We start from the raw sequence: 26035 nt of genomic DNA on the forward strand, positions 1-26035 counted from the left end.
CCGCGGAAAAGGAGTTGTGTCATGGCGGGACGTCTGGTGGGAAGAACTGCCGTGGTGAGCGGTGGTAGTGCCGGGATCGGTCAGGAGATCGCCCGGACGCTGTCGTCCGAGGGTGCCGACATAGCGGTCGCCGATGTGGATGCAGCGAACGATACTCAGGGGCTTGTAGAGGGCAACGGCCGCCGGTTCTTCAGCACGAAGGTCGACGTCTCCGACGAGGCGCAGGTGAATGCCTTCGCCGCGGAGGTCCGGTATGCGCTGGGCCGGGTCGACATCGTCGTGAACAACGCGGGCATCGTGCCCTTCGGCGACATCGACGACGTGACGTTCGAGCAGTGGAGCCAGACCTTCGCGGTCAACGTGAACGGAGCCTTCCTGATGGTCAAGGCTTTCCTCGGGGACCTCAGGCAGTCCCACGCCGGCCGGGTGATCAACATAACGTCCGGGAGTTACTGGGTGAGCCCGCCGCCGTTCGTCGCGTACGTCTCTTCGAAGGGCGCCCTCAACGGGCTCACCTACGTGCTGGCGGCGAACCTGGCGAAACACGATGTCACGGTCAACGCGGTCGCCCCCAGTCTGGTCCCGACCGCCAAGGCACTGCAGAGCGCCGGCGAGGACTTCTTCGACATGACCGTACAGATGCAGAACCTGAAGCGGCGACAGACCCCTGCGGACGTCGCCAACACGGTGGCCTTCCTCGCCACCGACGAAGCCGCGTTCATCACCGGCCAGATCCTGGCCGTCGACGGAGGACTCACGCGCCGTTGACGGCACGCTCTCGGATGGTGCCCGTCTGCAAGCCAAGTTCTGGGACCACCGTCTGCCGCGACGTCGCGGACGGTCGGTCCGCCAACTGCTCGCCGCCAAGCCCTCGCGGACGGGTCCAGGTGGCGGATGATCCGTCCTGAGGGCGGCGGCCGGGCGCCGGACGACAGCCATCCGGGCGGCTGACGGCGCGTCGGCTGCATGTGGGCAGTCAGCCGGCCGTCTCCGTCCGGCATCCAACCCGCGTGATCGCCGCCTGAACGACGAACGGCGTGACGTCGGGGACGCAGACGATGTGCATCTCCCGCAGACAGCCGACGACCGTCATTGCGTCGCATCGCCGCACAGTGACGTCGAATGCCTCGCTCCCGGTGATCCGTCCCACGCGGGCCGTGTGCTGGCGGAAGGCATCCACACCGTCGATGCGTCCTACTGGGGAACGCACGACGATGCGATCGCGGGTGCAGCAGACGGCGCACGGCATCCGGTCCGGCGGCCGTGGCTTCGAGCCGTCCGGCTTCCGCTGGCTCGACGGTGGAGGCACCTCGGCCGGCTGGAAGGCGAGGATCTCGCTTCGTCGGTGACGGAGTACTGACCGAGCAGGGATCGCAAGGGCGTTGGTGGGTCTGTGTGTGGCCTTCGTCGAGGAGGTCAACGGCCTCGTGGCAGCCCCACTCAGGTGAAGGAATCGGCCCGCCCCGCAAGGTGGTGAGGGCGGGCCTGGTGGACCCGCTCTCACCACCTTCTGCCGGGGGGCTTCGACAGCCGCCCCTCCCGGGGCCGTTCTCTGGCTGACGCCTGCGGATCAGTGCCCTGTCGGGGCCGGTACCTCAGCCCTTTCCGGTCCGGTGTCACCGGGCTGGGCGGCCGGCGTCCCGCCAGGGTCCTTGTCGTCGGTGAGCTTCTTCTCCGGGAGGATGAAGGCGAGCACCAGGCCGAGGGCGAACACTGGGACCAGGTAGCGGAATACCGGTGTCAGGGCGTGCTGGTAGGCCAGGACGACCGCGTCCTCGATCTTGCCCGGGAGCGAGTGGACCAGGGCCGGGGTGAGCGAGTGGGTGTCGCCCACGGTCGCGGTGGCGTCGGTGGGGAGGCGGTCGCCGAGCTGGTTGGTGAGGCGGTGGGCGAACAGTGAGCCGACGGACGCGGTGCCGAGGGTGGAGCCGATCTCACGGAAGAAGTTGTTGGCGGAGGTCGCGGTGCCCACGGCGGAGGCGGGGAAGTCGTTCTGCACGGCCAGAGTCAGGGGCTGCATGGTCAGGCCGAGGCCGGCGCCCAGCAGGAACACGTACAGGCAGACCATGACGAGTGCAGTCCCGGTGTCCAGGGTCGACATCAGCAGCGCGGCGACGCACACAAGAACCGTGCCGACGATCGGGAAGACCTTGTAGCGCCCCGTACTGCTCATCAGCCGTCCGGACGGGACCGCGGCGGCCAGCATGCCGACGACCATCGGGATGAGCAGCAGCCCGGACTCGGTCGCGCTGACGCCGTAGACCATCTGCAGGTATGTGGGCAGGTAGCCGAGGATGGCGAACATGCCGATGCCGACGACCAGGAGCCCGATGAGGGTGGCGATGTTGAAGATCCGGCTGCCGAACAGCCAGAGCGGGATGATCGGCTCCGCGGCACGGCGCTGGGAGAGGAAGAACAGGACCCAGGTCAGCAGGCCGCCGATGGCCATGCCGATGATGAGCGGGTCGGACCAGGCGTACTCCGTCCCGCCCCAGGTGGTCACGAGTACCGTGCAGGTCACTGCGGCGGCCATGAGGGCGAAGCCGATGTAGTCGAAGGCGACCTCGACGGCCCGGCGTGGCAGGCGCAGGGCGAACGCGCCGACGGCGAGGGCCACGGCGCCGACCGGCAGGTTGATCCAGAAGCACCACCGCCAGCCGACGCCGTCGGTGAACCAGCCTCCGAGCAGCGGTCCGACGACGGAGGAGAGGCCGAAGACGGCACCGATCGGGGCCATGTATTTCGCGCGCTGCCGCGGTGGTACGAGGTCGGCGATGACCGCCTGCGAGGTGATCATCAGTCCGCCGCCGCCCAGACCCTGTACGGCGCGGCCGATGATCAGCATGGTCATGTCCTGCGCCGCGCCCGCGACCAGGGAGCCGGCGAGGAAGAGGGAGATACCGCTGAGGAACAGCGCCTTGTGGCCGAGCAGGTCGCCGAGTCGGCCGTAGACGGGCATGGCGACGGTGGCCGCCAGGATGTACGCGGTGGTCACCCACGCCATGTGGTTCACGCCGTGCAGCTCGCCGACGATGGTCGGCAGCGCGGTGCTGACGATCGTCTGGTCCAGGGACCCGAGCAGCATCGCGGCCATGAGGGCGGAGAATATGAGGCCGAAGCGTTCAGGCGTGCCGGAGGAGTTGTCCGCCTCCACGGCCGGGGTCGAGTCACTCACGAAGGGCTCCAGAGGTGAATGAGTGAGGGGGAGGGAGCGCGTGACGGCCATGGCCTCGTGACGGCCGGAACGACACACGCATGATCGGGTGAGGGGCAAGGCGGCGAACAGGGTCGGCACGTCGTCCTCCGGCCGCTGCTGCCCGAGCCGCGGTTCGGCTGTCCCGGCCTGCAGACCGGGACAGCCGGCCTGAGCGCGACCTCACCCTTCGGTGCAAGTACCACCCCGGAGCTGCCCGGCCCCTCGGCCGCGACATGCCGGCAGTTGCTGCGAACGACTCGTCCTGCTCACCGAACAGCAATCGCTTTTGTACGTCAGTGGGTTGAAGCTACGAACTCACGGCGAAGCAGGTGTCGGTGAGTTCTTCGGACAGGGTCCAGAGGCGCTTCGCCGCCGCCGGGTCACTCGCGGCCGCGGTCGGGCTGACCAGGGTCGGGCCGCCGCGCATCCCAGAGATGCCGTCCGGCCCGACGTAACTCGCGCCGGGAAGATCCTGGGTCGCGGCGAAGAGCGTCGGCAGGGCACCGGCCTCGGCATCCTGCGCCACCATCCGTATGAATATGCGCAGCACCGGTTTCGGGGCGCGTAGCAGTTCTGTCGCCGCGAGTCCGGGATGCGCGGAGAGAGCACGCACAGGTGAGTCGATCTCGCTGAGCCGTCGCTGCAACTCCAGTGTGAAGAGCAGGTTCGCCAGTTTGGACTGGGCGTATGCCCGCCGGGGGTTGTACGCGCCGCTGAGGTACAGGTTGTCGAAGTTGATTCCGCTCACCCACCGGTGCGCAGCGGCGGAGACCGTCACGACGCGGTCGGTGATGTGGGGGAGCAACAGATTGGTGAGCGCGAAGTGGCCGAGGTGGTTGGTGCCGAAATGCGTCTCGAAGCCGTCCTTGGTGCGCCCCTCGGGCGCCATCATCACGCCCGCGTTGTTGATCAGCAGGTCCAGATCGCCGTCCCAGGACGCGGCGAACTGACGCACCGACGAAAGGTCGGCGAGGTCGAGGTGGCGGACCTCAGGGCTGCCAGGAACCGTGGCCGCGGCCTGCCTGCCCTTGTCGAGGTCGCGCACGGCGAGTACCACGTGCGCGCCCGCCTTGCCCAGCACCTGGGCTGTGGCGACGCCCAGACCGCTGTTCGCACCGGTGACGACTGCGGTGCGGCCGGTCAGGTCGGGCATCTGGCTGATGGTCCAGGTACTTTTCATAGGGCCAATGCCGGGGCGATGGGCACATTCCTTGTCACTCGGCCATTTTTGACAGGGCTCGCCGAATGCCGCCAGCGAATCTTTCGGTCATCGAAATCCCAGAGGGCGAGAAAGGTCAGGCGTTGGCGGGAAGGCGCCGCGAGATGGCCTCTGCGGCCCTGTGCACCTCGGGTGCCAGCCGGTCCACTTGTTCCGCTTCCGGTGCCAGTAGGCCGAGCGCCGCGACGAACCGGCCCTCGCAGTCAAAGACAGGCGCGGCCACCGATGTCGTTCCGACCGTCAGCTCACCCCGCGAGTATCCGACCTGCGCGGCCCGCACCCCGGCCACCTCGGCCGCCAGCCGACCGGGACCGGCGATCGTCCGGGCGGTGTACCGGCGAAGCGACGCGGCCTCCAGGACGGCGCGTACGCCCGGATCTTCGCAGTAGGCCAGGATCACCTTACCCACGCCGGTGGCATGAAGGGGGAGGCCGCCGGCCACCTCCGCCACATTCACGACCGCCCGCGAACCGATGATCTTCTCGACGCACACGGCCTCGTGATGGCCGGCGACGGCCAGCTGGACCACCGCGCGGGTATGGCCCGCGAGCGACTGCATGACCGGGCGGGCCGCGTAGCGCAGGCCACGCTGTCGCGGTGCGGCGCAGCCGAGTTCCCACAGCCCGATCCCGATTTGGAGGCTACCGTCGTCGTTGCGCTCCAGGGCGCCCTCGGCTATCAGCTCGCGTGTCAGCCGGAAGGCGGTCGCCGCCGGGATCCCCGACCGGCGCGCGAGTTCCGTGAGGGTCAGGGGGGTAGGGCTGCGCCGGCAGGCGTGCAGAATCGCGAAGACGCGGCTCGTGCTACTGCGGCCCGGTTCGTTTGCGATTGGCATGATTCTGCTGACGCCCTCTCAGATTGTCGATCCAAGCCCCCGGCGCCGGTGATCGGCCTTGGAAAACACGGGCGCGACGATGGCGCGGATACGTTCCCGGGATCACCGAGGTTGCCCCAGCCGTCGGTGACCTCGGTGTCGGGCTCGGCGTACTGGACGTCGATCGGCACCGCGCGGGCATCCGTCGGAAGTAGGAGCCGGCCTAGTCCGTCAGGAGCAGATCCGAGGCGCGATCACCGAAGTGCCGCGGTGAGTCTCAGAGCAGTACCTAGTCGTAGCGGGTGAGAAAGTGCACGCCGGGACGCGGCTGGGACACCGGGCAGCGGTCGCGGGCGTCGGCGAGCCGGGCCGCGGGATCGGCGTGGTGGGCGGGGTCGAGCGGATCATAGGGGCGAGGTGCGGGAGAGCCATGGTCACGTCCTCACTTATGGGTTGTCGTCCGGGCAGGGGCAGGGGCAGGGGCAGGGGCAGGGGCAGGGGCAGGGGCTCCAGCTCCGAGGCGCTTGAGTTTGATGACGGGGAGTCGATGATTGACGGCCACGGCGGTTGCCGTACCCCCGTCATGGCGCCATCTCAGCAGCGCACTGCGGTCGTCCACCGATCCGGCGAGGACTTCGGGGGTTCCGGTGAGGGGGAGTTCGCCGTTGATCTTGATATCGAGTCCGGACTGCTCGGTCCAGAAGTAGGGGTCCGGCCGGTACGGACGCGCCGACTCGCCGTGCAGCAGGCTTGTCGCGGCCATACGGCCTTGCTCAACGGCGTTGGTCCAGTGGGGAGTCCGGCGTCCCTGGCGAGATACGACGTCTCCGGCGGCGACGATACTGGGGGCGACGCGGCAGCACGCGTCGGCGACGAGGCCGCCGCCGGCGTCCAGGGCCAGGCCGGAGTCGTCCAGCCAGTCGGTGTTGGGCACATCACCGGCAGCGCAGACGATCACGTCGGCCGTCAGGACCGACTCTCCGCAGCGCACACGGTGTTCGTCGAGCACTTCGACGCCGTCCGGTGCGACCCGGATCCGTATGCCGTGGTCACGGGCGGCCGCGACGGCGAGATCGGCCAACCACCGCCCGAGCAGCCTGAACAGCGGCGGTACGAAGTCGACGACGGTGACTTCCAGGCCGAGGGCACGGCAGGTCCCGGCGACCTCCATGCCGAGGAAGCCACCGCCCAGCACGATCACGCTGTGGGCCGAGGCCAGCCGGGCGGCCAGGGTCGAGGCGTCGTCCAGGGTGCGCACCACCAGGTCGCTGTCGCCGGTGAGTCGGCGTGCCCGGGCACCGGTGGCGATCACCAGCCCGTCGTACGGTAGGTCGGTGCCGTCGGCCGTTGTCACCAGACGGCGGTGCGTATCGAGCCGCACGGCCCGTGCTCCGGTACGGAACTCGATGCTCTCGCTCGGGAGCGGCAGCATCGCCGAATCCACGGGCTGACGGCCTGCCAGCACGCCTTTTGAGAGGGGAACGCGCGAGTAGGGCGGATGAGGCTCCTCGGAGAGCACGGTCACCTGGCCGTCGTAGCCCTCGGTACGCAGGCTCTGCGCCGCAGTGACCGCGGCGATGGACCCACCGACCACGACGATCCGTTTCACGGCTGCACCTTCAGTGCTGCGACGGGACACACCCGAACGGCAGCCGCGACGGCACTCTCGTGCTCCGCGTCCACCTCGTCACGCGTCAGGTGCAACTCACCCTCGTCGTCGAGCCGGAACACCTCGGGCGCGGTCTGTTCGCACAGTCCGTGGCCCTCGCAGCGCTCGAAGTCGACCACGATCCGGGTCATCTCACGGTCCTTCCATGCCTACGGTGACGGGAAGCGAGGCGGTGGCGGTCGCACCGCCGGGCTGGTTCGAGGCCTGCCGGCCTCATGGGGGGCGACGCCGCCCGCAGTGCGAGCTGCCGACGTGGTCCGGTGGATGTCGGACACGCAAGGGCCCGCCGCGTGGGAGTGGGGCGAAGGACCGCTCGATCGGACTGGGGATGAGGGCGGCGTCCCTAATTCAGGGAAGCCCGCATGACGTTGCCTTTCGTCGGGCGACATCGTGGATTTCCGCCTGTGAGGCCCCCCGACCTCTGCTGAAACCGCAACGTAGCACCCAGATGTCGCTCTGATTAATACCTTCGACAAAAGTTTGTCAGAGTGATTTCACGCATCGGCGGTGCGCAGGCACCAAGCCCAACTGGCTGTCCGCCTCGGTTCGGTCCGCCCACGTGTTCCGCTGCGGATCGAGAGGCATGGCTGCCGCGCCCGGAGCCGCCTTGGCCGCGTGAACTCGGCCCATGCGCCGACGGCGAGGTCGTCACGGCCCTGTCGGTCGTCAGCCGCGGGGCGCGCCCGCTGGGCCGAGATGACGGTTGGTGACTGACGGCGCCGCCCTTCGGCCGGCGCTCGCGGGCCACCGGCAGTAACCGTAGCGTTCTGACAAAATTTTGTCAGAGCTGCTCAACGAGGCGAGTCGCGGTGTTACGTTGTTTGCGACGCGGAAGCAGGGCGGGCGATCGGGCCCCGCCCGACGGCGCCGATCTTTCGGTGTCCCGTCCTCTGTCAGAGCGGGACGACCGCGGAACCTCACCATGAGGGAACACAACTGCGTACTGGTCGGTGCTGAAGCGGCTCGGCATGTGCTGCCACTCGGGTACCGGCCGGGCTGCGGCAGCCCGAAGGCAACCCCACCATCACCGTCGGTGCCGAGATATGTGCCGCCTGACGACTCTTCAGTGAACGAACCGGACGTGAATCCGGTGACCCGCCTGGAAAGGGAACGATATGAGGGAACCGTTGAGCTACGAGATCGCACGCCGGGCCGCGGATGCGGTCCTTGCCGCGGCGCGTGCCGAGTCAGCGCGAGTCAGCGTCTCTGTGACCAACCGGAGCGGTATCACGAAGGTCATACTCGCTGACGACGGCGCCGGACCGATCGCGGTCGAGACCTCTCGGCTCAAGGCATACACGGCCGCGGTGATGGGCGTATCGACTGCCGACTTCGCCAAGTTCGCCGCGGAGCCGATACTGCAGGCGTGCCCGCCCCATCTGGTGGACAGCCAGCTGCACCCGGTGCCGGGGGGATACCCGATCGTCACGGACGACGGCGAAGTCATCGGCGGCATCGGGGTGGGCGGAGCCCATGGGGAAGTCGACGCCCGCATCGTGAGTGAGGGGCTGAAGAGCATTGCTGACCTGCTGGCTTGAGGGATGAGCGACTGCGGAGCAGAGGGTAATCGAGGACGTCGTCGTGGGCCGGGGCATCGCACGTGATGTGCCCTGGACCTGGTGACGGAAGGGATGAATCGCGTTGACCGCCAAGGTGCACCGTCGGCTGCCACGCCCAGCCGAGCTTCGTGAGCTGTTGCGCCCCGCTCCGATCCGGCTCAACGGCACGGAGCGGGGGTTGGCGCGAGCGGCGTCCGTCGCCGACCTCCGTGCTCTCGCGCGACGACGGGCGCCCAGGGCGGTCTTCGATTTCGCCGACGGAGGGGCCGGCGTGGGCGAACTCGCGCTGCGTCGGGCACGTGAGACGTTCCGGCGCCTGGAGTTCCATCCTTCGGCGCTCCGGGACGTCTCCCACGTAAGCGCGGAGACGATGATCCTCGGCAAGTCGTCTGCTCAGCCGTTCGTGTTCGCTCCCACCGGCCTGACGCGCATGATGCACACCGGAGGGGAACGAGCCGTCGTCGCCGTCGCCGAGCGGGCCGGGATTCCCTACGCCCTCTCCATGATGGGCAGCACCTCGATCGAGGACACCGCGGCGGCCGGCCCTCAGGCGCGGAAGTGGTTCCAGCTGTTTCTGTGGCGTGATCGGAGCCGGGTCAAGGAACTGGTCGACCGTGCGGCCGCGGCTGGGTTCGACACGTTGATCCTCACCGTGGACACCCCGGTCGCCGGGACTCGGCTGCGTGACGTGCACAACGGGCTCACCGTGCCGCAGCAGCTCACGTTGCGCACCTTCGTCAACGGAGCCCTTCATCCCCGCTACTGGTTCGACCTGCTGACCACCGAGCCACTCACCTTCGCCAACGTGGCTGCCTCCGAGGGCACGGTCGCCGACCAGATCGACCGTGTCTTCGATCCCGCCATCACGGTGGCCGACCTCGAATGGCTCCGCGGCCACTGGCAGGGTAGCCTCGTGGTCAAGGGCATCCAGTCGGTGTCCGATGCCCAGCGGGTGGTGGACGCCGGCGCGGACGGCGTCGTGCTCTCCAGCCATGGCGGGCGGCAGCTGGACCGCGCTCCTGTACCCGTCGAGTTGGTCCCGGCAGTGCGCGAGCGGTTGGGCGGGCGGGCCGAAATCCTGGTCGACAGCGGTATGACGACCGGTGCTGACATCGTGGCCGCCCTGGCGCTGGGCGCCGACGCCGCGCTGGTGGGTCGGGCCTTCCTCTACGGCCTGATGGCCGGCGGTCAGCGCGGGGTCGCTCGGGCCGTGGAGATCCTGTCGAGTGAGGTCGTCCAGACCATGGCATTGCTCGGGGTCAACAGCGTCACCGAACTACGGCCGGAACACGTCTCGATCCGCTTCCCCTGAACACGCGCGCGAGCGCGCCAGGCCCTTGGAGGCGCCGACCGAGCCGCTTTTGCGGCCTCTCCGACGGGTACGGCCCACGTTGCGACCGCGCGCCCCCTCGTCCGGTCCGACAGGCCACCCCTGCGCCGGCCGGCGCGACCGAGTGGTTCATCCGCCCGGTCGGTCCGCCGCGTCGCCGCCCGGCCCTGACGCCCTCGTGGACCGGGCGACCGTCTGCGGAGGCCGGGCCGGCCGCCTGCGCGGCAGACAGGACGGCCTCATTCGAGTCCTGAGTGCGACCCACTGACTGAACATTTTTCGTCAAGCTCGGTAGAGAGTAGTGAGAGTATGGCCAACGAGATCAGTGCCCCCAGCGCCGACGGCGTCCCGTCTGACGGTGAGAACGTCACCGTGGCCGGGATGAACGCGTATCTGTCCCGCCCGCCGGAGGCATCCACAGGCGGTATGTTGCTGCTGCCGTCGATCACCGGGATCTCGCCGCAGCTGCGCGAGTTCGCCGACGGCCTGGCCGCCGCCGGCGTCACCGCGTTGTCCTGGGACATCTGGCGCGGTCGGCCCGGCAGCGATGACCCGGCACAGATGGAGACCCAGTTTCAGTGGGCGTCGGAGCTGGATGACGAGTCCAGCCTGACCGAAATGGGCAAGCTGCTCGACCACATGTTTGACGAGCTGGGTTGCCGACAGGTCGGTGTGATCGGCTGGTGTATCGGCGGCCGGTTCGCGCTGCTGTTCGGTGGAAGGGACAGCCGGCTGGCGAATGTCGTCGCCTATCACCCCACCGTGCCGGGCTCCCCGGCACCGAACCACACCCTGGATGCCACCGAGTTCACCGCCCGGATCGCCGGGCCTGCCATGATGCTCTATCCAGGCGCGGACGAGGTGGTGCCGGTGGAGAGCTTTCACCGGCTGCAGGACGCCCTGAACTCGCGGACCACCGGGCCGAGCATCGCCCATGTATACCCCGGGGCCGGGCACGGCTTCACCGCCCGCGCACTGCACGGCAACCCGGTCAACAAGGCGGCCACCGACCTGTCCTGGCCCCAGGTCATCGCGTTCATCCGCGCCACCACCCTGGTCTGAGCGGTCCCCTTCCCGCGCCGATGACCGAGCCCCCTTCCGCGGATCTGCGGAAGGGGGCTCGGTCCTGCGGTCATGTGGATCAGCCGGAGCACGGCCTGGCGAACGCCCCGCACACCTCGTGGCCGTACAGCGCGCGGTCGGCCACGACGTCCTCTACCGGAGTGCTCCCGACGTCACGGTGACGGGGAGGCTTTCCAGACCCCGGATGACGTTGTTGAGGTGCCGCCGTGGCGGGCCGTCCAGTTGGATCACCTCCACGTGATCCAGTAGCGCGGACAGGATCGCGCCGCCCTCCACCCGTGCCAGTCCCTGGCCGGCACAGGCGTGCACGCCGGAGCCGAACCCGACGTGGTCCATCGGCGCTCTGTTGATGTCGAACGTGTCCGGCTCCGGCCACTTGCGCGGATCCCGATTCGCCGAACCGAACAACATCGCCACCTGAGCCCGCGGCGGGATCGTGACACCGTCGATCTCGACCGCCCGCGTCGTGCGGCGGAAGAACGTCTGCACCGGTGACTCGACACGCACGACCTCGTCGAAAGCGGAACGGAGCAACGTCCGGTCGGCGCGCAGGGTCGTCCAGGCGGTCTGGTGCTCGGCGAACAACCACAGGGCGCTGCTGATCGCGTTGATCGTCGTGTCCATGCTCGCCACCAGGTACGCGCGCAACAGCCGTCCCACCTGGTGCTCCTCGATCACGCCCCGGTCGGCCGCCTGATACAGCGCCTCGCCCCAGCCACCTGGGGCCAGGTCGTCGCGGTTCATCATCGAGATGAGCTCGTCGAGCAGCCGTTCGGAGACCTGCACCGACGCCGTCGTCCGTTCGTTGAGGGGGCCGAAGGTGTTGAAGAACGCGTCGGCGAAAACGAGCACCTCGTCCCGGGCGCGCAGGGGCATCCCGATCAGATCCGCCACCACCGTCAGCGGGAACACGCGCGCCAGATCACTCACTACGTCGAATGAACCGCGGGCCACCACGGACTCGACCAGTTCCGTCGCGCGTCGGCCGATGTCGTCCTTCAGGCTCGCCAGCGCACGCGGGGCCAGGCTCTCCGACAGCACCGAGCGCAGCATGTCGTGTTCCGGTGGGTCCGTCGCCAGCACACCGCCCCGGCGTGCTTCGTTCAGCGACGGCTCGTAGCCCACGCTGTCCACGGAGGAGAACCGTTCGTGGTCGCGCAGCGCGGCCCGTACGTGTTCGTACCGGGGCAGGGCCCAGCAGTCGTAGCGCTCCAGATACACGGCGGCGCCCGTCTCCCGCAACACCGCGTAGGCGGGGTAGGGATCGGTCAGGACATCGTCGGCGAAGATGTCCATGTCGGACACCGGAGTAGCGGCCGTAGTCATCGTTGACTCCCCATCATTCATCGCGGTGAACCGCATTCACTCGTGTGTGCAGCTTCGTTTCGACCCGCCTGCCCACAGGCCGGTGGCGCGCCGGGCGTGGCAGGCCTGGATGGGCAGAGGGTGTGCAGAGCCCGGGTACGGCTCGACTGCGCTGTGACGCTCCTGTCGACAGGGAAGCGGCGTGCCTGCCTCAGGCGCCGATCATGTTGAAGCCGCCGTCGGCGTTGAGGTAGACACCGGTCATGTGGGAGGCGTCGTCGGTGGCGAGGAAGAGGGCGGTGCCCGCGAGTTCGGCCGGGCCGGGGATGCGGCCCATCGGGGTCTTGGCGGTCATGTCCTCGCGGCGGCCGGACTTCCAGTCCGCCCGCCCCAGCAGCGTCTCGGTCTCGATGAAGCCGGGTGCGAAGGTGTTGACCCGTACGAAGGGCGCGAAGGCCTGGGCGTAGGACTTGGTGATGCCGAGGATGCCGTACTTCGCGGCGGCGTACTGCGGCGCCCGCGCGCTGCCGCGCACGATCACGGTGGACCCGATGTTGACGATCGAGCCGTGGCCCTGGTCCAGCATCCGGGAGCCGATCTCGTGTGTGCAGAGCATGGTTCCCTTGATGTCCACGGCGAGTACGTGGTCGATGGACTCCTCGGTGAGGTCCCGCCAGGACATCTGGTCGCCCGCCACGTCACCGACGTTGTTGACCAGCACGTCGAGGCCGCCGAACTGGAGGAAGACCTCCTCGGCCATGCGGATGACGTCGGCGTGGACGGCGATGTCGGCCTGCACGGTGAACGCCTTGCCGCCCGCCTCCTTGATGCGGGCGACGGTCTTCTCGGCACCGGCGGCGGAGCTGCGGTAGTGGACGGCGACGCGGGCGCCCTCCTGGGCGGCGCGGACGGCGATCTCGGCGCCATAACCGGTGCCGGCGCCGGTGACCAGGACCGTGCGGCCTTCGAAACGGCGGGGGATGGGCATGGGGGGCGGGGTGTGGTCGGACATGCGGGTCCTTGTCTGCGGTGGTCGGACGCGGGTTTCCGGGGGAGGAGTCGCAGAGGCAGCCGACGGGCTGCGCGGCTCTCAACTCCCCGACGGCCGCTGGGCGGGGCCGGTGAAATGCTGGCGGATCTCGCCGATGCCCTCGATGCGGCTGACGAGTTCGTCGCCTTCGGTGAGGTAACGCGGCGGGTTCATGCGGTTGCCGACGCCGGCCGGGGTGCCGGTGAAGACCAGGTCACCGGGGAAGAGTGGCAGCACGGCCGAGAGCCGGGCGATGAGCTCCGGCACCGGGAAGATCATGGACTTGGTGCGGTCCTGCTGGACGACCTCGCCGTTCAGCAGTCCGGTGATCTCAAGGTCGTCGGGGTCGTCGAGTTCGTCCGGGGTGACCAGGACGGGGCCGATGGGGCCGAAGCCGGGGAAGGACTTGCCCAAGCTGAACTGGGCCGGCTTTCCCTGGAGTTGGGTGACACGTTCGGAGAGGTCCTGACCCACGGTCAGGGCGGCCACCGACTCCCAGGAGTGGTCCTCGCTCACCCGGTACGTCTCTCGGCCGACCACGGCGACGAGTTCGACTTCCCAGTCGACCTTGCCCGGGGGGAGGGCGACGCTGGTGTGCGGACCGGTGACGCAGGCCGGGAACTTGGTGAAGACGAGCGGTTCCTCGGGTGGAGTGAAGCCCGCTTCCGCGGCGTGCGGTGGGTAGTTGAGGGCGACGGCGAACACCTGGCGGGGGCGAGGCACCGGCGCGCCTAGCGCGGTCGGGTCGACCGGGATGTCGTACGCCTCCTCGGGCAGCCCGGCCGCCCAGTCGCGTAGGCGTGGCCAGTCCTCAAGCAGTGCCATCGGGTCGGTGGGTAGTTTGCCCTGTGATGACCAGCGGACGTTCGCGGCCCGGTCGCCGCTGACCACGACGGTGTGGCCGTCCAGGACGCCGAGCCTCACCAGTCCACCTTCTCCGGTACGGGGGTCCCGTGCCCCTCCTGCCAGCTGACGATGGGGGTACGCAGAACGCCGAGGTGCTCGACTTCGGCCTCGACGACGTCGCCGGGCTTGAGGTACATGTCCGGGTCGCCGCTGAAGCCCGCCACGCCCTGGACGGTTCCGGTCGTGATGAGGTCGCCGGCGCTGTAGCTCTGAGGGGAGTGGTAGGCGACCAGGTGCGGGATGGAGACCGACATGCGGCTGGTGCTGGACTTCTGCCGGACCACGCCGTTGACCCGCAGTTCCATGTCGAGGTTCTGCGGGTCGGGGATCTCGTCGGCCGTGACGATGTACGGTCCGACCGGGCAGAAGGTGTCGATGGCCTTGCAGAAGGAGAAGACGCCGGACTCCATCTCGCGGCGCTGGATGTCGCGGGCGGTGATGTCGTTGAAGACGACGTAGCCGGCGATGTGGTCGGGCGCGTCGTCGACGCCGAAGAACTTGCCCGGCCTGCCGATGACGACGGCGATCTCCAACTCGTAGTCCAGCTCGCTGGTCAGGTGCTCCGGGTAGATGACCGGCTCCTCCGGGCCGACGATCGCGTCGACGTTCTGGAAGAAGACGATGCCCTTGTGCATGGGGTGCGACCAGTCGACGTTCTTCGACTCGTCCTCGTGCTCACGGAAGTTGCCGGAGGTGTGGAAGAACTTCTTCGGCACGATCGGAGCGCGCAGCGTCACGTCGTCCAGCCGCAGCCGGTCACCGGTCTCCGAGACCTTGCCGTCGCGCTCGAAGTACTCCCGGGTGCTGCGGACTTCGAGGGGCAGCACGAGGCGTTCCTCCAGTTCCAGCCTGCCGACCCGTCCGTCGTCGAAGGTGATCAGCTTCACGGTTCTCTGCCTACTTTCGTAGAATGAAAGCTATATTCACTGTATGAACGTAAATTGAGTATTGAAGGGTCACCGCGGACTGTCAAGGCGCTGCCGGCGGCTGAAGCCCGCGGTCAACGGGCCCGGGAGTGCTTCCCTCACCCAGGAAAACCCGCAGCTGGAGAGCGAGCATGGAGTAGTAGCCGACCAGTGTCGTCAGCTCGAACACGCCTCGCTCTCCGGTCGCGGCCACGGCGTCGGCGTACTCGTCGTCGTTCAATGTGCCGCGCCGCAGCAGTGCCCTCGTCGCCCGCAGGGCAGCGCGCTCGGTCGGCTCGGTGAGTTCCGGCATCCCGCCGGCCCGCAGTGCGGCCATCTCCGATTCGGCCAGGCCGGCGCTGGTGCGGCCGACGGCTTCGTGGGCTTCCCGCTCGAAGGCGCTAGCGAAGTGGGCGGCCACGGCGAGGATCGCCATTTCCCGCACGCGATCGCTCAGCGAGGAGCTGTAGCGCACGGCCGCGCCGAGGGCCTGCGTCGCGAGACCCACCGGGGGGCTCAGCAACATGGCGTTGAAGGGGCCGCGCAACCACCCCTCCCGGTCGGTCAGGGGGAACGCCTGCGGCCCCGAGGCGCGGGCGCCGCCGGTGATGGCCCGATAGACCTCGGCCTGCTCCTCGTCCAGTTCACCGGGCAGCAGCCCGCCCAGTCGCACTCCCATGTCCGTCCTCCTGGTTGCCCCATGGCGGGTGAATCTGATGCTGACTTCCATACAATGAAAGTGGACCGGGTTCCTCTTGGCGCCCACTGTGCCCAGCAGACAGAAAGCGAGACCTTTCGTGCCGCCGCGTGAAAAGCCGACCGACTCCCTGCCCGCCGACGGCCCCGCGGCGTCCAGACGCAGCTACCACGTCGAGGCACTGGCCAAGGGGTTGCGGCTGCTCGGGCAGTTCTCCGAACAGCGGTCGTCGATGAAGCTGACGGACATGGCCGCCGAGGCCGGTGTGCCGTTGCCGACGGCCTTCCGGATGGCCGCCACCCTGGTGACCGAGGGCTTCCTGGAGCAGCTGCCGGACGGCGCCTATCGTCCGGCCCCCAAAGTCCTCACGCTGGGCTTCGCGGCGTTGCGCGGCATGGACGTGGTGGAACTCGCGGACGGGCCGCTGCGCCGGCTCGCCGCGGCGACGGGTCAGACGGTCAACCTGGGCACCCTGTCCGGCGACCAGGTGCTGTACCTGATCCGACTGCGCAACAACGACCTGGTGACCGCGAACATCCAGGTGGGCTCGCGGCTTCCTGCCGTCAACACCTCCATCGGAAAGGTCCTGTTGAGCGGTCTGGACGACGCCGAGCTGCAGGAGCGCCTCACCGAGGAGTCCTTCACCGGGGCGAACGGCCCCAACGCGATCCGGTCGTCGGCGGAGCTGCGGCCGGTCCTGGCGCACATTCGTGAGCGGGGCTGGGCGGTGCAGGACGAGGAACTCGCCTACGGGCTGCGCTCGGTGGCCGCGCCCCTGCGTGACGCCTCCGGTTCGGTGGTGGCAGCGGCCAATGTGGCGGTCCCCGCGATGGGGTTTCCCGTCACGCGACTGCTCGACGAACTGCGCCCGCGCCTGCTGAACACCTGTCAGGAGATCACGCGGCTGCTCGGCGGAAGGTGAGGGACGAGGCAGCCCGCTGTGCCGTCCGGTCCGGTCGGCTCCTGGCTCAGACGAGTGTGCGGCCACCGTCCACATAAAGCACCTGCCCCGTGACGAATGACGCCCGCGCCGAGGCGAGGAACAGCACGGCGCCGACCACGTCCTGCGGGGTGCCCAGACGCCCGGCCGGGACCAGACTGAGCATCTCCTCGCGCATCCCCGGCCTGGCCAGGTACTCGCGAGTCAGTTCCGTCTCCGTGTAGCCAGGGGCGACCGTGTTGACGGTCACGCCGTCGGCGGCCCACTCCCGGGCCATCACCTTCGCCAGCTGGTCCAGTCCGCCCTTGGTCGCGGCGTAGGGGGCATGGTGCGGGTGGGCGAGCCGGGAGGAGACCGAGGAGAAGAACACCATGCTCCCGCGCCCGGCCCGGCGCATCAGACGTCCCGCCGCCCGCCCGGTATAGAAGGCGCTGGACAGGTTCAGTGCGAGGATCCGCTCCCATGTCTCGTCCGGTGTGTCGACCACCGCCCGGCGGTCGTTGGTTCCCACCGCGTGCACCAGCACGTCCAGCCCGCCGAGCGCGTCGGCCGCCGCCCGGACGGCTTCATCACAGCCCGTCGAGGTCGTGACATCGGCCGGAATCACGTGCACATCGATGTCCGCGAGCGCCGGATCGTCCCGCAGGGCCTTGAGCTTGGCCTCGTCCACGTCCACGACGGCCAGGTGCGCCTCGGCCTCCGCAAGTCCTCGGGCGCAGGCGGCGCCCAGGCCACCGGCCCCTATGACGAGCGCCCGACTGCCTTCCAAGCCCAACCACGTCACGGCAACTCCCCTTCCTTTTGTAGAATGAAAGTAACTTTCATAGCGACGGTGGCGCTTCCGTGATGCGATGTCCATTGCGGGAGTACGACCCACCGCCGACCAGGCGTAATGCTGCGTGATCCCGGCGTGGAGAGGAACACCCCCTTTCGTTGATTGAAAGCGGTGTCCGGCACGGAACGGGACAGCCGGGCCGGCGCCATGGAGGCGAGCCGCCGCTTGGGCCGGTCGACACCCGAAGCTTGCAGGGCCGCACGAAGGACGCGCGGCGGCTTCGTGCTCGTGAGAGGTCGGTATGCCGGTCGGCGGCGGTGCGAATCCGGAGGCATCGGACTGGGCGTGGTCGTCATGGGTGGGGCGAAAGGTGGGTGGCCGTCCTCACCGGCAACCTCTCACGCCTCGGCTCAAGTTGCTCGAAGGCTGAGCTGTCTGCCGGATCCGCGACGGCGGCGGAGTGGTGCGGTGGCCCGATGACGTGCGGTGTCCGGCTCCCGCCGCCGAGCGAGGCACCTCCCTGCCGACCGGGCGGCCCCGCGCCGAGGGCGTCAGTGCGGCGGAATCAGCCGTCGCTGTGGTTGGGCGAGCGGCTGGGGCTGGTGCCGGGAGACCTTGGCGAGCAGACGCGCGAGGGTGAGCTCCTCGTCGGGAGTCAGGTGCTCCAGCCAGCTCTTCTGGCGATGCGTGGTCCACCAGTGCAGGAACTCGTCGATGGCGGTCTCGCCCTGCTCGGTGAGGGCGATGACGAGCATGCGTCCGTCGTCGGGCTGGGGCGTGCGGGTGAGGAGGCCGGCCCGTTCCAGGGTGTGCAGTGCCGAGGTGACGCTCGCGGTGGAGATGCTCAGCAGGTCGGCGAGTCTGCGCGGGGACATCGGACCGTCGTACTTGAGCGTGGTCATCAGCCGGAAGCCGGCGAAGGTCAGCCCGGCCGGGCGGGCGAAGTTGGTCTCGATGTCGCGTTCGATCCTCTTGGCGACCCGGACCAGGTTGAAGCCCACCGACGCGGACGCCAGGTGCGGGTCGACGTCGGGCAGGTCGAAGCCGGAGGCGGCGGCCAGACGTTCGCCGTGGCGCTGCGCGGCCGGATCTTGTGTCACGGGCACCACTCTGCCTTCGTCACCAGCACCCTCACAAGGGACTCACACTTCATTTCCTGCCCGCCAGTGTCTTGACATATCGGTTTTGGTGGCCTTCTACTGCACCCAAGTCGCTAGAAGTCTAGCAATCTTTTCGGAGGTCATCCATGACAGCGCCGTCCACGCCCTCCCCCGGCCGCACGGGCATGCGGTTCCCCGACCAGCCGATTTACTCAGGCTGGTCGACCCCCTCGCGCATCGAGGCCGACATCTTCGAGATCGAGGCCGACGGGGAGATCCCCCGCGACCTGCGCGGCCGCTACTACCAGATCGCTCCCGACCCGGCCTTCCCCAACCGCACCGGCGACGACCTTCCCTTCAACGGTGACGGCATGCTGCGCATGTTCACCTTCGCCGACGGCCACGTCGACTACCGCAGCCGCTACGTGCAGACCGAGAAGCTGAAGCTGGAACGCGCCGCCCGCCGTTCGCTGTTCGGCGCCTACCGCAACCCCTACACCGACCACGTCACCGTGGCGGGCAAGAACCGGGGGGCGGCGAACACGAGCGTCGCCTTCCACGCCGGGAAGCTCCTGGTCCTGAAGGAGGACGCCCGCCCCACGCGGATCGACACCGACTCCCTGGAGACTTACGGGGATTGGGACTTCGACGGTGGGGTCAGCAGCCCGACCTTCACCGCCCATCCCCGCGTCGACCCCGTGACGGGTGAGATGTTCGCCTTCGGGTTCGAGGCGAAGGGCCTGGCCAGCCGGGACATCGCGTACTACGTCCTCGACGCCCACGGCAAGGTCCTGCACGAGGTGTGGTTGGAGGCCCCGTACACCAGCATGATCCACGACTTCGTCGTCACCCAGGACTATGCGATCTTCCCGGTGATGCCCAACGCCGCCGACCTCGACCGGATCAAGGCGGGTGGGCCCCACTGGCAGTGGGACCCGTCCAAGGAAACCTGCCTCGGAGTGATGCCGCGCTACGGCACCGCAGACCAGATCCGCTGGTACCGCGGCCCGGCCCGGTTCACCTACCACTTCTTCAACGCCTACAACGAGGGCACCACGATCCACATCGACGGCTGTGTCGCAGAGGCTCAGCCAGCCCCGTTCCTGTACCCCGACACGGTCCCATATGACGTCACCAAGGGCGTGTCCAGGATCACCCGCTGGACGGCCGACTACGCGGCCGACGACGGCAAGGGCTTCGAAGAGCAGGTACTTCAGCCGGAGTTCGCCGAATTCCCGCTCATCGACGACCGGGTGGAAACGGGTCGGCACCGCATCGGGTTCACGGGGGCGCGTGTCATCGGTGACGAGCACAAGAGCGCTGACGGCATACAGTCCCTCAACACGATCATCCGCTATGACTTCGACAAGCAGCAGGCCACCGGACAGTACGTCCTGCCCGAACACTTCACCTTCCAGGAGCCGGTGTTCGTGCCCCGCGGTGACGACGCCCCCGAGGGCGACGGTTATCTCCTGGCCCTGGCCAACAACTGGACCACGATGCTGAACGACCTGCTCATCCTCGACACCGCCGATCTGGCCGCCGGTCCTGTGGCCACTCTCCACCTCCCCCTCCGCCTGCGCGCCGGCATCCACGGGACCTGGGTCCCCGAGTACCTCATCCAGGCCGGCTGATCCGGCGGAACGGCGAAGACCGTCTCTACGCGGTCCAGGACCCGGCCGCACCTGAGCATTACCTGCGGGGCAGCTTCCGCACCTGTGAGGAACCGGTTACGCGTTCTTGGCCGTAGCCCCATCCCGCGTGACGAGCCGGTCGACAGGATGCCGGGCGCCATTTTGTGGCGGCCCACCCTGATCCACTCGAAGGTGAACCGCCCCGGATACCGGTCGCTGACCACGCACATCCACGACGAGGACGGCGACCACCTCGACTCGGACACCGCGTTCGCGGTCAAGCCGTCCGCGGTCCGCACCTTCATCTCCCGCACGGCCGACGATCCGGGCCGTCCCACCGGCGTCTGCGGCCCGTGGTCCTCGGTCGAGTACGGCCTCGTTCTGACACTGTCGCAGCCCTCGCACCCACCACCATCAAGGAGCAGTAGCGCCGATGGACACCATCAGCACCCCCCAACCCCAAGCCGCCACCCCGGCCGCGATCGCGTCGGAGCCGGACGACGGCACCCAACGGCTGCTGATCGGCGGCCAGTGGAGGACGGCCGAGGGCAGCCGCACGACCTTCACCCTCAGCCCCATCACTGAGGAGCCCTTGCAACCCGTCGCGGCGGCGTCGCGGGCCGACGCCGCAGCAGCGGTGGAGGCGGCCCACGCGGCGTTCGACGACTGGTCGCACACCTCTCCCGCCGAACGGCGAGCGATCCTGTCGCGCGCGGCGGACCTGCTGGAGGAACGCGCTCCCTCGATCGCCGCCGGCATGACCGAGGAGAACGGTGCCGCGGCCTCCTGGGGCCACTTCAACGTCCATGTCGCCGTTGGCATCATGCGTGAGGCAGCCGTGCAGGCCTACGGCCTGATCGGCGAGGTGCTGCCCTCCGACGTCCCGGGGCTGCGGGCCACGGCCGTGCGCCGGCCCGTGGGGGTGGTCGTGGGCATCGCGCCGTGGAACGCCCCGCTCATCCTCGGTGTCCGCGCCATCGCATGGGCCCTGGCCTACGGCAACACCGTCGTCCTCAAGGGATCCGAGGAGTCGCCCCGCACACACGGCGCGATCGTCGCCGTCCTGCACGACGCCGGCATGCCCGACGGCGTGGTGAACCTGATCACCAACGCCCCCGAGGACGCCGCCGAGATCGTCGAAGAGCTCGTCGTCCACCCGAGCGTCGGCGCCGTAAACTTCACCGGCTCCACCCGGGTCGGCCGGATCATCGCCCAGAAGGCGGCCACCCACTTCAAGCGGACACTGCTGGAACTGGGCGGCAAGGCACCGCTGATCGTCCTCGACGACGCCGATCTCGACGCCGCCGCGGCCGCGGCATCCTTCGGCGCCTTCATGTACCAGGGCCAGATCTGCATGTCGACCGAGCGGATCGTCGTCGACCGGTCCGTGGCCGATGCCTTCACCGAGCGACTGGCCGCCCGCGCCAAAGCCCTGGTCACCGGCGACCCAAGGAACCCGGACACCCAGGTCGGCCCCGTCATCAACCGCCGCTCCCTCGCCCACCTGCGCGCACTCCTGGACGACGCGGCCGAGCTCGGTGCGCTGATCGCGGCCGGCGGCGGCTTCGACGGCCTGGTCCACCAGCCCACCGTCGTCACCGGCGTCACCCCCGAGATGCGCCTGTACCACGAGGAGTCGTTCGGCCCCGCGGTGAGCGTGGTCGTCGCGGACGGCGTGGACGACGCCCTCCGCATCGCGAACGACACCCCCTATGGCCTGTCCGGCGCGGTGTTCGGCAAGGACGAATCCCGTGCCATGTCCGTGGCCGAAAGGCTGCACACCGGCGTCGTCCACGTCAACGGCGCCACCGTCCACGACGAGGTGCTGATGCCCTTCGGCGGCGTCGGCGACAGCGGCTGGGGCCGCTTCGGCGCCCGCGCGGCATTGCACGAGTTCACCGATCTGCGCTGGGTCACCCTCTCCCAGCAGCCGCGCCACTACCCGATCTAGCAAGGAGATTTCCGCACGTGACGAACCTGATCAGTCCTGACATGACGGAACGCCTGGCGATCCGCGAACTGCTCGAGAACTGGGTGCTGTGGCGGGACGCTGCGGACTGGGACCGCTTCCGTGAGGTGTGGCACCCCGAGGGCCAGATGATGGCCACCTGGTTCCAGGGCACCGGCGAGGAGTTCATCCAGGTCAGCCGCGAGGGCTTCGACCGAGGCGTACGCATCCTGCACTTCCTCGGCGGCACCACCGTCGAGATCGGCGGCAGCCGCGCGGTGGCACAGACCAAGATGACCATCTCCCAGCGTGGCGAGGTCGAGGGTGTCGTGTGCGACGTGGTGTGCACCGGCCGCTTCTACGACTTCCTCGCCAAGCACGACGGACGCTGGACCATCGTGCTGCGCCAGCCCATCTACGAGAAGGACCGGCTGGACCCCGTCAGCATGTCCACCGGCCCCGATCTCGACCCCGAGCTGCTCGCCGCGTTCCCTGAGGGCTACCGGCACCTCGCCTACCTCCAGAGCAGGATCGGCTACCCGGTCAAGCCCGACATGCCCGGACTGACCGGCCCCGAAGTCGAGGCCCTGTACGCCCGAGGGGCGGCCTGGCTCGACGGCTCCGCGTCCGCGCTCCTGTAGTACCGCCGGGTCACCGCGACACCGGTGCCGGACTGACACGGCACGTCCACGACGGACGTCCGTGGCGCGCCCTCGTAAGGCCAGAAGGCCTCCCGCACACGTCGCCTCCGGCACCGGACCGGCGGAACCGCAGGCGACGCCGGGCGGCCGGACAGAGGCCGCCCCGTGTGCGACGCGCACGCGGGCCGCGTGCGAGCTCGACTCCCACCCCGCACTGTGCGGCGCAGACGCCACATCGAACCATTTCGCCGGTGTGCCATCACCGGCCTCATCGAGGACTGATGTAGTTGATACCCAACGTCGCGTCGTCACCTTCCCGTTCCTCAACAACCAAGCCGCCGGCACTGAGCACCGGCACACTCGTCGCCGCTTGCGCCGCGGTCTTCATCGCAACAGTCGGCATGGGCCTGCCTGCCGCGATCACCGGCGTCATGCAACAGACACTGCACGCGTCCGGCCCCCAGCTGTCCTGGATCAGTGAAGCCTTCCTGGTGCCGACCGCGACGCTGGGCCTGACGTTCGGCGTACTCGGCGACCTCTACGGGCGCAAGAGAATTCTCGTCGGCGGTGCGGCCCTGATGGCGATCGGCTATACGGTCTGCGCGATCGGCGTCTCGGTGCACGCCCTGTATGTGGGGCAGGCGCTCTCCGGTATCGGCGCCGCGGCCCTGTTCGCCTCGTCACTCGCGTCGATCACCGCCGCGACCCCGGAGGCGGCCGAGCGGGCGCGCGGGCTGGCGGCCTGGACGACCGCGCTGTCCGCCGGCGTGCTGGTCGCTCCTGTGCTGTCCGGCGCCGTCGTCGAGTTCACAGCGTTCCGCTGGGCCTTCGTGGCGGCGGGCCTGTTCGCCGCCATCAGCCTCGCACTCAGCCTCGTGTTCGCCGCTGACTCCCGCGCGCCGCAGGGCAGATCGCTGGACCTGCCCGGGCAGGCGACCATCACGGTGGCCATCCCGGCCCTGCTCTTCGGAGTCATCCAGGGTCCGACGTCGGGCTGGGGATCACCTGCTGTGGTGACCGCCTTCGTGCTCGGCGTCGTGTTCCTGGCCGCGTTCCTGGTCATCGAGGCCAGGTCGACGTCCGCGATGCTGAAGCTGGACGTGTTCCGGATCCCCGCGTTCTCCGCCGCGGCTGGCGTCGCGGTGATCGGGATGTTCGGCTCTCTCGGCGGGGCGTACGGGCTGAGCGTCCGGCTGGGGGTGATCCAGCACCGGAGCCCCTTGGAGTCGGCATGGCCGTTCGTGGTGATGCAGGGCATCACACCGCTCATGGGGCCGCTGCTGGTGCGCCTGCTCGGCAAGGTCGCTCCGCGGGTGATGCTCGCCGCCGGTCTGGTCCTGACCGCGGCGGGGCAGCTGTGGCTGGCGTCGCTGCCCGTGAGCGACACCAGTCTGCTGACCATGACCCCGGCGCTCATCCTCAGCGGCATGGGCTTCGGCCTCCTGATCGGGGCGCTGACCGCCGCCGCGGTGAACACCGTGCCGATCGAACTCAGCGGGATGGCAAGCGCAGTCACGACACTGCTGCGCGGCTTCGGCCAGGCGCTCGGCCCGGCCATCATCGGCACCGTGGCGCTGACCTCGGCCGGGACCGCGCTGGCCCAGGCCCTGCCCCACGCCGGTCTGGCCGCCGCGCAGCAGCACGCGGTGCAGGCCGTCGCCGCCGAGGGAGGCCCGCTCGCCCTGGCCTCGGCGCCCATGGGACCGCGGGTCGGCGCGCTGGTGACGGAGGCGCTGGCACATGGCTACAACCTCGGGTTCCTGGTGAGCGCCCTCGCCTGCCTGGTGGCCGCCGCGATCAGCGTGCTGTTCCTGCGCGGCGGCCGTAGCTTGGACCTGGCCGTCCCCCTGCCCTGAGCAGTGCCGCGCGCACCCCGCCGCTGTGCTCGGCGGCCGTGGCCCTTCCGAAGAGGGCGACGGGCGGGCGGCGTGGGCCCGCCGGATCCCCCTCGGAGACCGCCAACGGTTAGCGGCGGCGGCCGAGCAGCAGCCCGCCGGCGACCAGGGCCGAGGCGAGACCGAGGAGGCCGACCGCGTAGGCCATGCTGCCGGCGGCCGATTCCAGGCCGATCAGGACGAGCGGGCAGATGAACTCGCCCGCGAAGAAGGCGGCCGTCCACAGGCCGGTGCCGCGTCCCCGGTCGGCGTAGCTGAGCCTGGACATCGCGATGGTCAGCAGTGAGGGCAACAGCATGCCGGTGCCGAGGCAGTTGAGCACCGCGCCGACGACCACGATCACCGGGCTGTTCGCCAGGGCGATCACCACGAAACCGGCCCCGCACAGGGCGAAGACCAGGGGCAGCCTGCCGGCCGCGCCGCCGGACAGTCTGGTGAAGGCGATGGAACCGACCACGGTGGCGGCGCTGGCGAGCGCGGTGGCCAGGCCGATGACGCCGGTGGACTTCACGCCCAGGTCGTCGAGCAGGTAGGACATCTCGACGGGCACGGTGTAGAAGACCATCGCGCCGAACACGGTCAGTGCGCAGATGCCCGCCATCCGGCGAACGGGGAACGGCCGCTTCTCGCCCGTGGGTTCTTCGGCTTCCTCGACGCCGGCCGGCCTGGGCTTGGACAGGGTGATCGCCATGACGGGGGCCAGCAGCAGGCCCACGGCGTAGATCCAGAAGGGAGCGCGCCAGCTCGCCGAGCCGAGGGCGCCGCCGAGGACGAAGAACGCGGTGGCGGAGACGGAGGCGCACATGGTCTGCAGAGCCAGGTAGCGGTCGCGCGTCCGACCGCTGTAGTAGTCGCCGATCAACGTGGTGCAGCAGGTCATGATGGCCGCCTCGGTGATGCCGACCAGCACCCGGCTGATCACGATGGCGCCGAGTGAATTCAGCCACAGCGGGGCGGTACCGAGCAGCGCGTACACAATCGTCGCCACGACCAGCAGCCGTACCCGGCCGAGGCGGTCCACGATGACGCCGGCGAAGGGGGCCAGCAGCGCGAGCGCGAGCGCGGGGATGGTCAGGACGACCGGGACGAGGGTCTTGACTCCCGGCACGGCAGCGAAGTGTTCCTGCATCTTCGGCAGCACCGGCGCGAGAAGGACGGCGCCCAGCACCGGCAGACAGCTGCCCGCCATCAGGAGCACGGCGCGCAGCGGCCCCGTGTTCTCGGTACTCGGGCGGAGGCTGTCGGCGGGCGCGGGCGGGGAAACGGGTCTGGACATGCCGGACTCCACGGGTGGTGGCAGGGGTGCGGCGCAGAACCGCTGCGGTTTGGCCACGCAGCGGGGCACCGGCGCACCAGAGGGGACGCGCCCGGAACAGTGGGCGTCGGGGA

25 protein-coding genes are annotated in these 26035 nt (G+C 69.2%); 10 read left to right on the forward strand and 15 right to left on the reverse strand.

All coding sequences use genetic code 11. The annotated features are described in order from the left end of the window. The first annotated feature begins 21 nt into the window (after nucleotides 1-21). On the forward strand, nucleotides 22-768 hold the full coding sequence (locus OHA64_RS40330; RefSeq protein ID WP_405621990.1) for an SDR family NAD(P)-dependent oxidoreductase: 747 nt from the start codon (nucleotides 22-24) through the stop codon (nucleotides 766-768). A gap of 208 nt (nucleotides 769-976) precedes the next feature. Here the strand turns inward: OHA64_RS40330 and OHA64_RS40335 are convergent, their stop codons facing one another. After that, nucleotides 977-1210: a hypothetical protein gene (locus tag OHA64_RS40335; protein WP_405621992.1), complete on the reverse strand. Its 234-nt coding sequence runs from the start codon at nucleotides 1208-1210 to the stop codon at nucleotides 977-979. 4 nt (nucleotides 1211-1214) lie between these two features. Here OHA64_RS40335 and OHA64_RS40340 point away from each other — a divergent pair, with 4 nt between their 5' ends. After that, the gene (locus OHA64_RS40340; RefSeq protein ID WP_405621994.1) at nucleotides 1215-1349 is read left to right on the forward strand and encodes a hypothetical protein; all 135 of its coding nucleotides are present in this window, start codon (nucleotides 1215-1217) and stop codon (nucleotides 1347-1349) included. Between the two features lie 221 nt (nucleotides 1350-1570). Here OHA64_RS40340 and OHA64_RS40345 read toward each other — a convergent pair whose 3' ends face one another. The 5 genes from OHA64_RS40345 to OHA64_RS40365 all read right to left on the reverse strand — a co-directional run bounded on the left by OHA64_RS40345 (nucleotide 1571) and on the right by OHA64_RS40365 (nucleotide 7029). Next, nucleotides 1571-3175, reverse strand: a complete 1605-nt coding sequence (locus tag OHA64_RS40345; RefSeq protein ID WP_405621996.1) for an MDR family MFS transporter — start codon at nucleotides 3173-3175, stop codon at nucleotides 1571-1573. A 328-nt stretch (nucleotides 3176-3503) separates the two neighbouring features. Continuing rightward, nucleotides 3504-4376, reverse strand: a complete 873-nt coding sequence (locus tag OHA64_RS40350; RefSeq protein ID WP_405621998.1) for an oxidoreductase — start codon at nucleotides 4374-4376, stop codon at nucleotides 3504-3506. Nucleotides 4377-4491: 115 nt separating this feature from the next. Next, nucleotides 4492-5250, reverse strand: a complete 759-nt coding sequence (locus OHA64_RS40355) for an IclR family transcriptional regulator (RefSeq protein WP_405622000.1) — start codon at nucleotides 5248-5250, stop codon at nucleotides 4492-4494. A 421-nt stretch (nucleotides 5251-5671) separates the two neighbouring features. Further along, entirely contained in the window at nucleotides 5672-6838 is a 1167-nt protein-coding gene (locus OHA64_RS40360; protein ID WP_405622002.1) for an NAD(P)/FAD-dependent oxidoreductase, read from the reverse strand. Continuing rightward, nucleotides 6835-7029 carry a ferredoxin gene (locus OHA64_RS40365; RefSeq protein ID WP_405622004.1) on the reverse strand — a complete coding sequence of 65 codons (195 nt, stop codon included), beginning with the start codon at nucleotides 7027-7029 and terminating at the stop codon, nucleotides 6835-6837. Before OHA64_RS40365 ends, OHA64_RS40360 begins: the two co-directional genes overlap by 4 nt. A 996-nt stretch (nucleotides 7030-8025) precedes the next feature. On the opposite strand from OHA64_RS40365, the gene OHA64_RS40370 reads away from it, so the two are divergent. The 3 genes from OHA64_RS40370 (at nucleotide 8026) to OHA64_RS40380 (ending at nucleotide 10849) form a co-directional block, all read left to right on the forward strand. Then, on the forward strand, nucleotides 8026-8436 hold the full coding sequence (locus OHA64_RS40370; protein WP_405622006.1) for a heme-binding protein: 411 nt from the start codon (nucleotides 8026-8028) through the stop codon (nucleotides 8434-8436). Between the two features lie 103 nt (nucleotides 8437-8539). Beyond that, nucleotides 8540-9769, forward strand: coding sequence for an alpha-hydroxy acid oxidase (locus OHA64_RS40375; protein WP_405622008.1), 1230 nt, complete (start codon nucleotides 8540-8542; stop codon nucleotides 9767-9769). A 327-nt stretch (nucleotides 9770-10096) separates the two neighbouring features. Then, complete coding sequence (locus OHA64_RS40380; protein ID WP_405622010.1) at nucleotides 10097-10849, forward strand: dienelactone hydrolase family protein; 753 nt, start codon at nucleotides 10097-10099, stop codon at nucleotides 10847-10849. A 153-nt stretch (nucleotides 10850-11002) separates the two neighbouring features. Here OHA64_RS40380 and OHA64_RS40385 read toward each other — a convergent pair whose 3' ends face one another. The 5 genes from OHA64_RS40385 to OHA64_RS40405 all read right to left on the reverse strand — a co-directional run bounded on the left by OHA64_RS40385 (nucleotide 11003) and on the right by OHA64_RS40405 (nucleotide 15695). Beyond that, nucleotides 11003-12196 carry a cytochrome P450 gene (locus tag OHA64_RS40385; protein WP_405622012.1) on the reverse strand — a complete coding sequence of 398 codons (1194 nt, stop codon included), beginning with the start codon at nucleotides 12194-12196 and terminating at the stop codon, nucleotides 11003-11005. A 190-nt stretch (nucleotides 12197-12386) separates the two neighbouring features. Continuing rightward, entirely contained in the window at nucleotides 12387-13163 is a 777-nt protein-coding gene (locus OHA64_RS40390) for an SDR family NAD(P)-dependent oxidoreductase (RefSeq protein ID WP_405624318.1), read from the reverse strand. A 102-nt stretch (nucleotides 13164-13265) separates the two neighbouring features. Continuing rightward, entirely contained in the window at nucleotides 13266-14129 is an 864-nt protein-coding gene (locus tag OHA64_RS40395; protein WP_405622014.1) for a fumarylacetoacetate hydrolase family protein, read from the reverse strand. After that, on the reverse strand, nucleotides 14126-14998 hold the full coding sequence (locus OHA64_RS40400) for a fumarylacetoacetate hydrolase family protein (protein WP_405622016.1): 873 nt from the start codon (nucleotides 14996-14998) through the stop codon (nucleotides 14126-14128). Before OHA64_RS40400 ends, OHA64_RS40395 begins: the two co-directional genes overlap by 4 nt. Nucleotides 14999-15080: 82 nt before the next feature. Beyond that, complete coding sequence (locus tag OHA64_RS40405; protein WP_405622018.1) at nucleotides 15081-15695, reverse strand: carboxymuconolactone decarboxylase family protein; 615 nt, start codon at nucleotides 15693-15695, stop codon at nucleotides 15081-15083. 118 nt (nucleotides 15696-15813) lie between these two features. Between OHA64_RS40405 and OHA64_RS40410 the strand changes: the two genes are divergently transcribed. Beyond that, nucleotides 15814-16635 carry an IclR family transcriptional regulator gene (locus tag OHA64_RS40410; protein WP_405622020.1) on the forward strand — a complete coding sequence of 274 codons (822 nt, stop codon included), beginning with the start codon at nucleotides 15814-15816 and terminating at the stop codon, nucleotides 16633-16635. 46 nt (nucleotides 16636-16681) lie between these two features. Here OHA64_RS40410 and OHA64_RS40415 read toward each other — a convergent pair whose 3' ends face one another. Together OHA64_RS40415 and OHA64_RS40420 are read right to left on the reverse strand one after the other, a co-directional pair. Then, a complete protein-coding gene (locus OHA64_RS40415; protein ID WP_405622022.1) occupies nucleotides 16682-17437 on the reverse strand; it encodes an SDR family NAD(P)-dependent oxidoreductase in 756 nt (251 codons plus the stop codon). A gap of 542 nt (nucleotides 17438-17979) precedes the next feature. After that, nucleotides 17980-18528, reverse strand: coding sequence for a MarR family winged helix-turn-helix transcriptional regulator (locus OHA64_RS40420; protein WP_405622024.1), 549 nt, complete (start codon nucleotides 18526-18528; stop codon nucleotides 17980-17982). Between the two features lie 146 nt (nucleotides 18529-18674). On the opposite strand from OHA64_RS40420, the gene OHA64_RS40425 reads away from it, so the two are divergent. From OHA64_RS40425 to OHA64_RS40435, 3 genes are all read left to right on the forward strand, one after another. Next, the gene (locus OHA64_RS40425) at nucleotides 18675-20162 is read left to right on the forward strand and encodes a carotenoid oxygenase family protein (protein WP_405622026.1); all 1488 of its coding nucleotides are present in this window, start codon (nucleotides 18675-18677) and stop codon (nucleotides 20160-20162) included. 433 nt (nucleotides 20163-20595) lie between these two features. Then, a complete protein-coding gene (locus tag OHA64_RS40430) occupies nucleotides 20596-22113 on the forward strand; it encodes an aldehyde dehydrogenase family protein (protein ID WP_405622028.1) in 1518 nt (505 codons plus the stop codon). A gap of 17 nt (nucleotides 22114-22130) precedes the next feature. Further along, the gene (locus OHA64_RS40435; protein ID WP_405622030.1) at nucleotides 22131-22751 is read left to right on the forward strand and encodes a nuclear transport factor 2 family protein; all 621 of its coding nucleotides are present in this window, start codon (nucleotides 22131-22133) and stop codon (nucleotides 22749-22751) included. 268 nt (nucleotides 22752-23019) lie between these two features. Here the strand turns inward: OHA64_RS40435 and OHA64_RS40440 are convergent, their stop codons facing one another. Continuing rightward, nucleotides 23020-23184: a hypothetical protein gene (locus tag OHA64_RS40440; protein WP_405622031.1), complete on the reverse strand. Its 165-nt coding sequence runs from the start codon at nucleotides 23182-23184 to the stop codon at nucleotides 23020-23022. Between OHA64_RS40440 and OHA64_RS40445 the strand changes: the two genes are divergently transcribed. Further along, nucleotides 23183-24607: an MFS transporter gene (locus OHA64_RS40445; RefSeq protein ID WP_405622033.1), complete on the forward strand. Its 1425-nt coding sequence runs from the start codon at nucleotides 23183-23185 to the stop codon at nucleotides 24605-24607. The two genes, OHA64_RS40440 and OHA64_RS40445, sit on opposite strands and share 2 nt — an antisense overlap. A 109-nt stretch (nucleotides 24608-24716) precedes the next feature. Here OHA64_RS40445 and OHA64_RS40450 read toward each other — a convergent pair whose 3' ends face one another. After that, nucleotides 24717-25922 (reverse strand): MFS transporter, encoded by a 1206-nt coding sequence (locus OHA64_RS40450; protein WP_405622035.1) that lies wholly within the window; start codon nucleotides 25920-25922, stop codon nucleotides 24717-24719. Nucleotides 25923-26035 lie beyond the last annotated feature (113 nt).

The sequence above is a fragment of the Streptomyces sp. NBC_00076 genome (genome assembly GCF_045041235.1).
GTDB lineage: Bacteria > Actinomycetota > Actinomycetes > Streptomycetales > Streptomycetaceae > Streptomyces.